Source organism: Streptococcus sp. 27098_8_109, assembly GCF_041432295.1.
GTDB lineage: Bacteria > Bacillota > Bacilli > Lactobacillales > Streptococcaceae > Streptococcus.
The window spans coordinates 23,003-35,078 of sequence record NZ_JAPVZJ010000001.1; the positions used below are offsets into that span (position 1 = coordinate 23,003).

Annotated in this window: 13 protein-coding genes; all 13 read left to right on the forward strand. The window is 42.4% G+C overall.

Features of this window, described 5'->3' with window-relative positions:
- Positions 1–42 precede the first annotated feature (42 nt).
- The 13 genes from nrdR (at position 43) to alr (ending at position 12,073) form a co-directional block, all read left to right on the forward strand.
- Positions 43–516 carry a transcriptional regulator NrdR gene (gene nrdR, locus O3664_RS00150; protein WP_001203672.1) on the forward strand — a complete coding sequence of 158 codons (474 nt, stop codon included), beginning with the start codon at positions 43–45 and terminating at the stop codon, positions 514–516.
- Positions 517–1,686 (forward strand): DnaD domain protein, encoded by a 1,170-nt coding sequence (locus O3664_RS00155; protein WP_371613437.1) that lies wholly within the window; start codon positions 517–519, stop codon positions 1,684–1,686.
- Entirely contained in the window at positions 1,687–2,583 is an 897-nt protein-coding gene (gene dnaI, locus O3664_RS00160; protein WP_371613438.1) for a primosomal protein DnaI, read from the forward strand.
- On the forward strand, positions 2,580–3,293 hold the full coding sequence (locus tag O3664_RS00165) for an NADPH-dependent oxidoreductase (RefSeq protein WP_371613439.1): 714 nt from the start codon (positions 2,580–2,582) through the stop codon (positions 3,291–3,293). The genes dnaI and O3664_RS00165 overlap by 4 nt, the downstream gene beginning before the upstream one ends.
- A 13-nt stretch (positions 3,294–3,306) precedes the next feature.
- Positions 3,307–4,617 (forward strand): ribosome biogenesis GTPase Der, encoded by a 1,311-nt coding sequence (der, locus tag O3664_RS00170; protein ID WP_001207696.1) that lies wholly within the window; start codon positions 3,307–3,309, stop codon positions 4,615–4,617.
- An 83-nt stretch (positions 4,618–4,700) separates the two neighbouring features.
- A complete protein-coding gene (locus O3664_RS00175; RefSeq protein ID WP_070527859.1) occupies positions 4,701–5,036 on the forward strand; it encodes a hypothetical protein in 336 nt (111 codons plus the stop codon).
- Positions 5,037–5,101: 65 nt separating this feature from the next.
- Positions 5,102–5,449 (forward strand): hypothetical protein, encoded by a 348-nt coding sequence (locus O3664_RS00180; protein ID WP_371613440.1) that lies wholly within the window; start codon positions 5,102–5,104, stop codon positions 5,447–5,449.
- 32 nt (positions 5,450–5,481) lie between these two features.
- A complete protein-coding gene (locus O3664_RS00185) occupies positions 5,482–5,769 on the forward strand; it encodes a hypothetical protein (protein ID WP_180947946.1) in 288 nt (95 codons plus the stop codon).
- A gap of 145 nt (positions 5,770–5,914) precedes the next feature.
- The gene (gene secA, locus O3664_RS00190) at positions 5,915–8,428 is read left to right on the forward strand and encodes a preprotein translocase subunit SecA (protein ID WP_261027468.1); all 2,514 of its coding nucleotides are present in this window, start codon (positions 5,915–5,917) and stop codon (positions 8,426–8,428) included.
- 80 nt (positions 8,429–8,508) lie between these two features.
- Positions 8,509–9,540 carry a 3-deoxy-7-phosphoheptulonate synthase gene (locus tag O3664_RS00195; RefSeq protein ID WP_261446416.1) on the forward strand — a complete coding sequence of 344 codons (1,032 nt, stop codon included), beginning with the start codon at positions 8,509–8,511 and terminating at the stop codon, positions 9,538–9,540.
- Position 9,541: 1 nt separating this feature from the next.
- On the forward strand, positions 9,542–10,573 hold the full coding sequence (locus O3664_RS00200; RefSeq protein ID WP_371613441.1) for a 3-deoxy-7-phosphoheptulonate synthase: 1,032 nt from the start codon (positions 9,542–9,544) through the stop codon (positions 10,571–10,573).
- Between the two features lie 44 nt (positions 10,574–10,617).
- Entirely contained in the window at positions 10,618–10,980 is a 363-nt protein-coding gene (gene acpS / locus O3664_RS00205; RefSeq protein WP_060628665.1) for a holo-ACP synthase, read from the forward strand.
- Entirely contained in the window at positions 10,970–12,073 is a 1,104-nt protein-coding gene (gene alr / locus O3664_RS00210; RefSeq protein ID WP_371613442.1) for an alanine racemase, read from the forward strand. Before acpS ends, alr begins: the two co-directional genes overlap by 11 nt.
- Positions 12,074–12,076 lie beyond the last annotated feature (3 nt).

The window sequence follows — 12,076 nt, forward strand, 5'->3', positions numbered from 1 at the left end:
AAAAAATGGTATAATGAAAAGAAAACGATAAGGAGGGAAAGGATGCGTTGTCCAAAATGTGGGGCTACCAAGTCAAGTGTTATCGATAGTCGCCAAGCAGAAGAAGGGAACACCATTCGTAGAAGACGTGAGTGCGACGAATGCCAGCACCGTTTTACAACCTACGAACGAGTAGAAGAAAGAACCTTAGTGGTTGTTAAAAAAGATGGCACACGGGAACAATTCTCCAGAGATAAAATCTTTAATGGGATTATCCGCTCAGCCCAGAAACGTCCTGTGTCAAGTGATGAAATAAACATGGTAGTCAATCGTATCGAACAGAAACTCCGTGGTCGAAATGAAAATGAAATTCAAAGTGAGGACATTGGTTCACTCGTCATGGAGGAGTTGGCTGAGTTGGATGAGATTACCTATGTGCGTTTTGCCAGTGTCTATCGTAGTTTTAAGGATGTCAGTGAGTTAGAGAGCCTGCTCCAACAAATCACCCAGTCCTCTAAAAAGAAAAAGGAAAGATAAATGAAGCCAGTTGACCGTTTTTCTTATCTAAAGAATAATCGGGTGTCGCAAGATACCTCATCTCTGGTACAGTGCTACCTCCCGATTATCGGTCAGGAGGCACTGAGCCTTTATCTTTATACCATCAGTTTTTGGGATAATGGCAGAAAGGAATACCTTTTTTCAAGCATTCTCAATCATCTCAATTTTGGGATGGACAGACTTTTAAAATCCTTGAAAATCCTATCTGCTTTCAATCTCTTGACCCTCTATCAAAAAGGGGATACCTATCAGCTAGCCCTCCATACTCCACTTTCGAGTCAGGACTTCTTGGAGCATCCTGTTTATCGCAGACTTTTGGAGAAAAAGATTGGCGATGCAGCTGTGGAGGATTTGAATGTTGAGAGTGCTGAGGGAGAAGAAATACCTGTCTCACTCAATCAAGTCTTTCCAGACTTGGCTGAATTGGGAAGTCAAGAAGACCTTAGTCTCAAGAAGAAAGTGGCCAACGATTTTGACTTAGACCATTTTCGTCAGCTTATGGCTCGAGATGGGCTTCGTTTTGCGGATGAGCAGTCCGATGTCTTAAACCTCTTTGCCATTGCCGAGGAGAAGAAATGGACTTGGTTTGAAACCTATCAACTGGCTAAGTCAACAGCTGTTTCCCAGGTTATTTCAACCAAACGCATGCGGGAAAAAATTGCTCAAAAACCGATTTCCTCTGACTTTAGTCCTAAGGAAACGACCATTATCAAAGAAGCCAAAAGTAAAACGGCCTTGCAGTTCTTGGCAGAAATCAAGCAAACACGCAAGGGAACCATTACCCAAACAGAAAGAGAACTCTTGCAACAGATGGCTAGCTTGGGCTTGCTGGATGAAGTCATCAATATCATTCTCTTATTGACCTTTAATAAGGTGGATTCGGCAAACATCAACGAGAAATATGCCATGAAGGTAGCCAATGACTATGCCTATCAAAAGATTCATTCGGCAGAAGAGGCGGTCTTGCGCATCCGTGAGAGAGGACAGAAGAGTCAGGCTCAAAAGACTAGTAAACCCGGTCCTGCCAAGTCCAATGTACCCAAGTGGAGCAATCCAGATTATAAGAATGAAACCAGCGAGGAAACTCGTCTGGAACTAGAACGTAAGAAACAAGAACTATTAGCTCGATTAGAAAAAGGAGGAGATTAGATGGAAAGTGTCGGAGACGTACTCAAACGTCAACCTAGCCGTTTTCATTATCAAGATTTGGTTCAGAAAATCATGAAAGACCCTGATGTTGCGGCCTTTATCCAGAAAGAATCTCTTACTCCAGAGGAATTGAATCGCAGTATCTCCAAATTTAATCAGTACATCACCGAGCGTGACAAGTTTCTCCGTGGGGATACGGATTATATTGCCAAAGGCTACAAGCCGATTTTGGTCATGAACCACGGCTATGCAGATGTTTCTTATGAAGAAACTCCTGACCTAATCGCAGCGGAAAAAGAAGCGGCTATTAAGAATCGTCTCAAGTTAATCAATCTGCCAGCCAGTCTCAAAAAAGCTAGTTTAGCTCAAGTAGACTTGGATGATTTGGGGCGCTTGCCAGTTTTTGAAAAGTTATTAGCCTTCGTAGAGCAATATCCAGCTATTCGAAAAGGTCTTTACCTATATGGAGACTTTGGTGTGGGTAAAAGTTTCATGGTGGCTGCCTTGGCCCATGATTTATCAGAAAAACGTGGTGTTTCATCAACCCTTCTCCACTATCCTAGCTTTGTCATTGATGCCAAAAATGCCATTAGTGATGGCAATGTCAAGACCTTGGTGGATGAGATTAAGCTTTCTGAAGTCCTGATTTTAGATGATATTGGTGCCGAGCAATCAACAGCTTGGGTGCGGGATGAAATCCTGCAAGTCATTCTCCAATATCGAATGCAGGAAAATTTACCGACCTTTTTCACATCCAACTTCAACTTTGAAGACTTGGAGCTGCATTTCGCTAAAGGGAAGCATGGAAATGACGAAACCTGGGAAGCCAGACGGGTCATGGAACGCATCCGTTATTTGGCTGAGGAGACTCGTTTAGAAGGAGTGAACCGCCGATGACAGAAACGATTAAACTGATGAAAGCTCATAAATCTGTTCGAAGATTTAAGGAGCAAGTTATCCCTCAGGAAGACTTGACTGAAATCCTGACAGCAGCGCAAATGGCCTCGTCTTGGAAGAATTTTCAATCCTACTCTGTGATTGTGGTACGAAGTCAAGAAAAGAAAGATGCCTTGTATGAATTGGTGCCTCAAGAAGCCATTCGCCAATCTGCTGTTTTCCTTCTCTTTGTCGGAGATTTGAACCGAGCTGAAAAGGGAGCTCAACTTCATACTGACACCTTCCAACCTCAAGGTGTGGAAGGCCTCTTGATTAGTTCGGTCGATGCGGCCCTTGCTGGTCAAAATGCCCTGCTGGCAGCTGAAAGTTTGGGCTATGGCGGTGTCATCATTGGCTTGGTGCGTTACAAGTCAGAAGAAGTATCAGAACTCTTTAATTTGCCTGACTATACTTATCCTGTTTTTGGGATGGCACTAGGTGTGCCAAATCAAAATCATGATGTGAAACCAAGACTGCCACTAGAGAATGTTGTCTTTGAGGAAGAATACCAAGAACAGTCAACTGAGGCAATCGAAGCTTATGACCGTGTACAGGCGGACTATGCTGGGGCGCGTGCGACAACAAGCTGGAGTCAGCGCCTAGCAGAACAGTTTGGTCAACCTGAACCAAGCTCAACTAGCAAAAATCTTGAACAGAAGAAGTTATTGTAGAAAGTGAGAAATTATGGCCCTACCAACTATTGCCATTGTAGGACGTCCCAATGTTGGGAAATCAACCCTATTTAATCGGATCGCTGGTGAGCGAATCTCCATTGTAGAGGATGTCGAAGGAGTGACACGTGACCGTATCTATGCAACGGGTGAGTGGCTCAATCGTTCGTTTAGCATGATTGATACAGGAGGAATCGATGATGTCGATGCTCCTTTCATGGAACAAATCAAGCACCAGGCAGAAATTGCTATGGAAGAAGCAGATGTTATCGTCTTTGTCGTTTCTGGTAAGGAAGGGATTACCGATGCAGACGAATACGTAGCCCGTAAACTTTATAAGACCCACAAACCAGTTATCCTCGCGGTTAACAAGGTGGACAACCCTGAGATGCGAAATGATATCTATGATTTCTATGCTCTCGGTTTGGGTGAACCACTGCCTATCTCATCTGTTCATGGTATCGGTACAGGAGATGTGCTAGATGCCATCGTGGAAAATCTTCCAAATGAATATGAGGAAGAAAATCCAGATGTGATTAAGTTTAGTTTGATTGGTCGTCCTAACGTCGGAAAATCAAGCTTGATTAACGCTATTTTGGGAGAAGACCGTGTCATTGCTAGTCCTGTTGCTGGAACAACTCGTGACGCCATTGATACCCACTTTACAGATACAGATGGTCAAGAGTTTACCATGATTGATACGGCTGGTATGCGTAAATCTGGTAAGGTTTATGAAAATACTGAGAAATACTCAGTCATGCGTGCCATGCGTGCTATTGACCGTTCAGATGTGGTCTTGATGGTCATCAATGCGGAAGAAGGTATTCGTGAATACGATAAGCGTATCGCAGGATTTGCCCATGAAGCTGGTAAAGGGATGATTATCGTGGTCAACAAGTGGGATACGCTTGAAAAAGACAACCACACTATGAAAAACTGGGAAGAAGATATCCGTGAGCAGTTCCAATACTTGCCTTACGCACCGATTATCTTTGTATCTGCTTTGACCAAGCAACGTCTCCACAAACTGCCTGAGATGATCAAGCAAATCAGTGAAAGTCAAAACACACGTATTCCATCAGCTGTCTTGAACGATGTGATTATGGATGCCATTGCCATTAACCCAACACCGACAGACAAAGGGAAACGACTTAAGATTTTCTATGCGACCCAAGTGGCAACCAAACCACCGACCTTTGTTATCTTTGTCAACGAAGAAGAACTCATGCACTTTTCTTACCTGCGTTTCTTGGAAAATCAAATTCGCAAGGCCTTTGTTTTTGAGGGGACTCCAATCCATCTCATCGCAAGAAAACGCAAATAAAAAAGTAGAATCTGGAATGACATTTCCAGATTTTTTTGATAAAATGAAGTTGAAGAAAGCGCTATCAAAAAGAGGTGTTGATGATGGAACATTTGTTTAAATTGTTAATCTTATTACCCTGTTTTTACTTTTTCAGCTGGATTGAAAAGGCCAACAGAGATAGTAAATTTTTCCCAATTTTTTACTATTTTTACTGGATTTACATCACCCTCTATGCTCTTTTTAGCCTTGCTTGGACAGTTTTTTCAGTCTTGTTTTTCAATATCCTATTGAGAAATGTGGCAGACATCAAGTCTTTGGGCATTTGGCTATTATTACTACTTATTGCTTTTTCCAGTTCTTGGTTAACCTATATCTTTTTCAAAAAAATGCTTCGCTTGAGACGGGAACTGGGGAAGTCTAAAGGTGGAAGGCATTGATTTATATTGGTAAGAACATTTAATAGAACGAAACTAAAGAAAACAATTTCAAAGAGGAGGTGTCGATGATGATACTGTCGTTTAATTGGTTTCATTTGATACTCTTATTTCCTTGTTTATATTTTTTCTATTGGATAAACAATGCTGACAGAAACAGTAAAATTTTCCCCATCTTCTACTATTTTTACTGGATTTATATTTCCCTTTTAGCTCTGTTTAGCATGGATATGACAATTTTTTCATTCTTATTTTTCCCTTTTGTTCTAGATTATGTATCAGATGCTAGTGATTGGGGTGTTTGGTTGCTTCTGATAGTCTTATCTCTAGGCAGTGACTGGTTAACCTATATCTTTTTCAAAAACATGTTTCGCTTGAGACGAGAACTAGGGAAGTCAAAAGGTGGAAGGTATTGATTTATATGGTTTTTATTGATAGGAGGTAGCTTATGACACGTCTAAAATCATTTATTACACAATATTCTAAATTCTATATTGGTTTAGTTCTGCTGATCTGGCTGGCTTTCTTCTTTCTTCCTTGGGATAAACCAGTTCTGGGAATATCTATCAATCTCTTAATCATGCAGAAAGTTTTACTAGTTTTTGGTATTCTGTCTATTTTGATGGCCTTGCTGTCCAAGAAAGTCAGTCTCTTTGTTTTTGGATTGATCTGCTGTTTTTCTCTTTGGATTAATCTATTTATCCTATTTGCGATTTTGCCGATTTTTGGCAATTAAAGTATCATAAAAATCAGAGAGGTTAGCTTGGAAACTAGCCTCTTTTTCCTTTTCAAAATGGGGATTCTTCCTTGAAAATAATCAGTAATTGTGCTAAAATTAAAAGAACATTCTAAAATATTCGGAATTTAAAGTAAGGAAAAACATGGCTAATATTTTAAAAACAATTATCGAAAATGATAAAGGAGAAATCCGTCGTCTGGAAAAGATGGCTGACAAGGTATTCAAATATGAAGACCAAATGGCTGCTTTGACTGATGACCAACTAAAAGCAAAAACAGTTGAATTTAAAGAACGTTATCAAAATGGAGAATCACTGGATTCGTTGCTTTATGAAGCATTTGCGGTTGTCCGTGAAGGTGCTAAACGTGTCCTAGGTCTCTTCCCATATAAGGTTCAGGTCATGGGTGGAATCGTTCTTCACCATGGTGACGTGCCAGAGATGCGTACAGGGGAAGGAAAAACCTTGACTGCGACCATGCCAGTATACCTCAATGCTCTTTCAGGTAAAGGGGTGCACGTAGTTACGGTCAATGAATACCTATCAGAACGTGACGCGACTGAGATGGGTGAATTGTACTCATGGCTTGGTTTGTCAGTAGGGATTAACTTGGCTGCCAAATCTCCAATGGAGAAAAAAGAAGCCTATGAGTGTGATATTACTTACTCAACTAACTCGGAAATCGGATTTGACTACCTTCGTGATAACATGGTTGTTCGCGCTGAAAACATGGTACAACGTCCGCTTAACTATGCCTTGGTCGATGAGGTTGACTCAATCTTGATTGACGAGGCGCGTACACCTTTGATCGTATCAGGTGCTAACGCTGTTGAAACAAGTCAGTTGTATCACATGGCAGACCACTATGTAAAATCTTTGGACAAAGACGACTACATCATCGATGTGCAGTCTAAAACAATTGGTTTGTCTGATTCAGGGATTGATAAGGCTGAAAGCTACTTCAAACTTGACAATCTCTATGACATCGAAAACGTAGCTCTGACTCACTTTATCGATAACGCCCTTCGTGCCAACTACATCATGCTTCTCGATATTGACTATGTGGTGAGCGAAGAGCAAGAAATTTTGATCGTCGACCAATTTACAGGTCGTACCATGGAAGGTCGTCGTTATTCTGATGGATTACACCAAGCCATTGAAGCCAAAGAAGGTGTTCCAATCCAAGATGAAACCAAGACATCTGCCTCAATCACTTACCAAAACCTTTTCCGTATGTACAAGAAATTGTCTGGTATGACGGGTACAGGTAAGACTGAGGAAGAAGAATTCCGTGAAATTTACAACATTCGTGTTATTCCAATCCCAACAAACCGTCCAGTTCAGCGTATTGACCATCCAGACTTGCTTTTTGCTAGCATTGAAGCTAAGTTTAAGGCCGTTGTTAAAGACGTTAAGGCTCGTTACCAAAAAGGTCAGCCTGTCTTGGTTGGTACAGTTGCGGTTGAAACCAGTGACTACATTTCTAAAAAATTGGTCGAAGCTGGTGTTCCTCACGAAGTCTTGAACGCCAAAAACCACTATAAAGAAGCCCAAATCATCATGAATGCTGGTCAGCGTGGTGCTGTTACCATCGCAACTAACATGGCCGGTCGTGGTACCGACATCAAGCTTGGTGAAGGGGTTCGCGAACTTGGAGGACTTTGTGTTATTGGTACAGAACGCCATGAAAGCCGTCGTATCGACAACCAGCTTCGTGGACGTTCAGGTCGTCAGGGAGACCCAGGTGAGTCACAATTCTACCTATCTCTTGAAGATGACTTGATGAAACGTTTTGGTTCTGAACGCTTGAAGGGAATCTTTGAACGTCTGAACATGTCTGAAGAGGCGATTGAGTCTCGTATGTTGACACGTCAGGTTGAAGCGGCACAAAAACGTGTCGAAGGAAATAACTACGATACCCGTAAACAAGTCCTTCAGTATGACGATGTCATGCGTGAACAACGTGAGATTATCTACGCTCAACGTTACGATGTTATCACTGCAGACCGTGACTTGGCGCCTGAAATTCACTCAATGATTAAACGTACGATTGGTCGTGTCGTTGATGGTCATGCGCGTGCCAAACAAGATGAAAAACTAGAGGCAATTTTGAACTTTGCTAAGTACAACTTGCTTCCAGAAGATTCTATTACGATGGAAGATTTGTCAGGCTTGTCTGATAAGGCTATCAAAGAAGAGCTCTTCCAACGTGCCTTGAAGGTTTACGATAGTCAAGTTTCAAAACTACGAGATGAAGAAGCAGTTAAAGAATTCCAAAAAGTTTTGATTCTACGAGTGGTAGATAATAAGTGGACAGATCATATCGACGCCCTTGATCAATTGCGTAACGCGGTAGGACTTCGTGGCTATGCTCAGAACAACCCTGTTGTTGAGTATCAGGCAGAAGGTTTCCGTATGTTTAATGACATGATTGGTTCGATCGAGTTTGATGTGACACGTTTGATGATGAAAGCACAAATTCATGAACAAGAAAGACCACAAGCAGAACACCATATCAGTACAACAGCGACTCGCAATATCGCTGCCCACCAAGCAAATATCCCAGAAGATTTGGATTTGAGCCAGATTGGACGGAATGAACTTTGCCCATGTGGTTCTGGTAAGAAGTTTAAAAACTGTCACGGTAAAAGACAATAAAATGAGATAGTTTAGAGGCGGATACCTTGTGAAAAGTAAATTTTTACTTGGTATCCGTTTGATTTATAAGGAGATGAGTTATGGTATTTACAGCAAAAAGTCCTAAAATTAATATTGAAGAAGTTCGTGCCTTATCAAAATTAGAAGGCCAAGCTTTGGAGATAAAATCACAGCGCGATCAAGAGCTAGAAGCCATTATACGTGGAGAAGACCAGCGAATTCTCTTGGTAATTGGGCCATGCTCATCTGACAATGAAGAAGCTGTCCTTGAATACGCTAAGCGTTTGGCAGCTTTGCAAGAAGAAGTGGCAGACCGTATCTTTATGGTTATGCGTGTTTATACTGCCAAACCCCGTACCAACGGAGATGGCTATAAGGGCTTGATTCACCAGCCTAATGCGACAGAAGCGCCTAGTCTTATCAATGGAATCAAAGCCGTTCGCCATCTCCACTATCGTGTCATCACAGAAACAGGTATGACGACAGCTGATGAAATGCTTTATCCTGAAAATCTTCCGCTAGTAGATGATTTGATTTCTTACATGGCGGTTGGTGCCCGTTCGGTTGAAGACCAGCAACACCGCTTTGTGGCAAGTGGAGCAGATTTCGCGACTGGTTTTAAAAATCCAACCTCTGGAAATCTCAATGTCATGTTTAATGGGATTTATGCTGCTCAAAACAAACAAAGTTTCCTTTTTCTTGGAAAAGAAGTAGAAACAACTGGTAACCCGCTATCGCACGCCATTCTTCGTGGAGCGATTAATGAGTATGGTAAGAATATTCCTAACTACTACTATGATAATTTGATGGATACCATTGCTCAGTATGAGAAAATGGGCTTGGAAAATCCCTTTATCATTGTGGATACCAATCATGACAATTCTGGTAAGCAATACATGGATCAGATTCGAATTGTCCGCCAGACCTTGATTAACCGTGATTGGAATGAAAAAATCAAGCAGTACGTTCGCGGCTTTATGATTGAGTCTTATCTAGAAGACGGCCGTCAAAATGAACCAGAAGTATTTGGCAAGTCTATCACAGACCCTTGCCTAGGCTGGGAAAATACGGAAGCCCTTGTCAGAGAAATCTACCAAACGCTAGGAGAATAGTATGGCATTTATTGAAAAAGGTCAAGAAATCGATATTGAAGCAATCAAGGAGGAAACTCAATTGTCTGCGGAAGCCTTGCGACTAAAGGAGCGTCGTGATAGAGAATTGGCAGACATTATTTCAGGAGAAGATGACCGTATCCTTTTGGTGATTGGTCCTTGCTCTTCTGATAATGAAGAAGCTGTCTTGGAATATGCCCGCCGTTTATCTGCCTTGCAGAAGAAGGTGGCGGACAAGATTTTCATGGTCATGCGTGTTTATACAGCTAAACCTCGCACCAACGGAGACGGCTATAAGGGGTTGGTTCACCAGCCAGATACTTCGAAGGCTCCAAGTCTGATTAACGGTTTGCAGGCTGTTCGTCAGTTGCACTACCGCGTGATTACAGAAACTGGTTTGACGACTGCAGATGAAATGCTTTATCCATCAAATCTGGTCTTGGTAGATGATTTGGTCAGCTACCATGCTGTTGGGGCTCGTTCTGTGGAAGACCAAGAGCACCGCTTTGTGGCTTCAGGGATTGATGCACCAGTGGGGATGAAAAATCCAACCTCTGGGAATCTTGGGGTTATGTTTAACGGTATCTATGCTGCTCAGAACAAACAGACCTTCCTCTTTCATGGCCAAGAAGTTGAGACTTCAGGAAATCCCTTGGCTCACGTCATCCTTCGTGGCGCAGTTAATGAATATGGGAAAAATGAGCCTAACTTTTACTATGAAACTTTGCTAAATGCCATTGAACGCTATGAAACCATGGGACTTGAAAATCCCTTTATCCTCATTGATACCAACCATGATAACTCAGGCAAGCAATATATGGAACAGATTCGAATTGTTCGCCAGACTTTGCAGAATCGTGATTGGAATGAGAAGATTAAAAAGACAGTTCGAGGCTTTATGATTGAATCTTACCTAGCAGATGGTCGTCAAAATCAACCAGAGGTCTTTGGTTGCTCTATTACTGACCCTTGCCTAGGTTGGGAAAATACAGAGGCCTTGGTAGAAGAAATCTATGCTACCTTGACAAAATAAGTGAAAAGGATGGAGTTGGGGAATCTCAACTCCTTTTGATGAGAATGATAGTTGGACACGGAATTGACATCGAAGAATTGGCTTCGATAGAAAGCGCAGTTACACGACATGAAGGTTTTGCTAAGCGCGTGCTGACCGCTAAGGAAATGGAGCGGTTTAACAGTCTTAAAGGGCGCAGACAAATCGAATATTTGGCTGGTCGTTGGTCGGCTAAGGAGGCCTTTTCTAAGGCCATGGGAACTGGTATTGGCAAGCTCGGTTTTCAGGATTTAGAAGTCTTGAACAATGAACGCGGGGCGCCTTATTTTAGTCAGTCACCATTTCCAGGAAAGATTTGGCTGTCTATCAGCCATACCGATCAGTTTGTGACAGCCAGTGTCATTTTGGAGGAAAATCATGAAAGCTAGTCCACATAGACCAACCAAGGCTCTGATTCATCTGGGAGCTATTCGACAAAATATTCAGCAGATGGGGGCTCATATCCCTCAAGGAACGCTCAAGTGGGCAGTGGTAAAGGCTAATGCTTATGGACATGGAGCAGTCGCTGTTGCCAAGGCGATTCAGGACGATGTTGATGGTTTTTGCGTTTCCAATATTGATGAAGCTCTTGAACTCAGACAGGCTGGACTCAGCAAGCGAATCCTCATTTTAGGAGTTTCTGAAATCGAAGCTGTTGCTCTAGCTAAAGAATACGACATCACCTTGACAGTGGCTGGACTGGAGTGGATTCAAGTATTGTTAGATAAGGAATCAGACCTAACTGGATTGACAGTTCACCTCAAGATTGATTCAGGAATGGGACGAATTGGTTTTCGAGAGGCTTGTGAGGCTGAGCAGGCTCAAGACTTGCTCCAACAACATGGTGCTCGTGTTGAAGGGATTTTTACCCACTTTGCTACTGCAGACGAGGAATCAGATGATTACTTTAATGCCCAGTTAGAACGCTTTAAAGCTATTTTGGCTAGTATGAAGGAAGTTCCAGAGCTGGTACATGCTAGCAACTCGGCAACGACTCTTTGGCATGCAGAGACTATTTTCAATGCGGTCCGTATGGGAGATGCTATGTATGGTCTTAATCCAAGCGGAGAGGTTTTGGACTTGCCCTATGACTTGAAACCAGCCTTGACCTTGGAATCTGCTCTAGTTCATGTCAAGACAGTTCCAGCTGGAGCTTGCATGGGCTATGGAGCAACTTATCAAGCAGATAGCGAGCAAGTCATTGCGACGGTACCAATCGGCTATGCGGATGGTTGGACGCGAGACATGCAGAATTTCTCTGTCTTGGTAGATGGACAAGCTTGCCCAATCGTCGGCAGGGTTTCGATGGACCAAATCACCATTCGTCTGCCTAAGCTTTATCCGTTGGGAACAAAAGTAACCTTAATTGGCTCCAACGGAGGCAAGGAAATCACAGCTACTCAGGTAGCGACCTACCGTGGGACTATTAACTATGAGGTGGTTTGTCTCCTCAGCGATCGCATTCCGAGAGAATATTATTAGAAA

Bases quoted from the DNA above. Each gene is read 5' to 3' on its own strand.
- nrdR (WP_001203672.1), top strand. From the start codon at position 43: ATGCGTTGTCCAAAATGTGGGGCTACCAAGTCAAGTGTTATCGATAGT.
- O3664_RS00155 (WP_371613437.1), top strand. From the start codon at position 517: ATGAAGCCAGTTGACCGTTTTTCTTATCTAAAGAATAATCGGGTGTCG.
- dnaI (WP_371613438.1), top strand. From the start codon at position 1,687: ATGGAAAGTGTCGGAGACGTACTCAAACGTCAACCTAGCCGTTTTCAT.
- O3664_RS00165 (WP_371613439.1), top strand. From the start codon at position 2,580: ATGACAGAAACGATTAAACTGATGAAAGCTCATAAATCTGTTCGAAGA.
- der (WP_001207696.1), top strand. From the start codon at position 3,307: ATGGCCCTACCAACTATTGCCATTGTAGGACGTCCCAATGTTGGGAAA.
- O3664_RS00175 (WP_070527859.1), top strand. From the start codon at position 4,701: ATGGAACATTTGTTTAAATTGTTAATCTTATTACCCTGTTTTTACTTT.
- O3664_RS00180 (WP_371613440.1), top strand. From the start codon at position 5,102: ATGATGATACTGTCGTTTAATTGGTTTCATTTGATACTCTTATTTCCT.
- O3664_RS00185 (WP_180947946.1), top strand. From the start codon at position 5,482: ATGACACGTCTAAAATCATTTATTACACAATATTCTAAATTCTATATT.
- secA (WP_261027468.1), top strand. From the start codon at position 5,915: ATGGCTAATATTTTAAAAACAATTATCGAAAATGATAAAGGAGAAATC.
- O3664_RS00195 (WP_261446416.1), top strand. From the start codon at position 8,509: ATGGTATTTACAGCAAAAAGTCCTAAAATTAATATTGAAGAAGTTCGT.
- O3664_RS00200 (WP_371613441.1), top strand. From the start codon at position 9,542: ATGGCATTTATTGAAAAAGGTCAAGAAATCGATATTGAAGCAATCAAG.
- acpS (WP_060628665.1), top strand. From the start codon at position 10,618: ATGATAGTTGGACACGGAATTGACATCGAAGAATTGGCTTCGATAGAA.
- alr (WP_371613442.1), top strand. From the start codon at position 10,970: ATGAAAGCTAGTCCACATAGACCAACCAAGGCTCTGATTCATCTGGGA.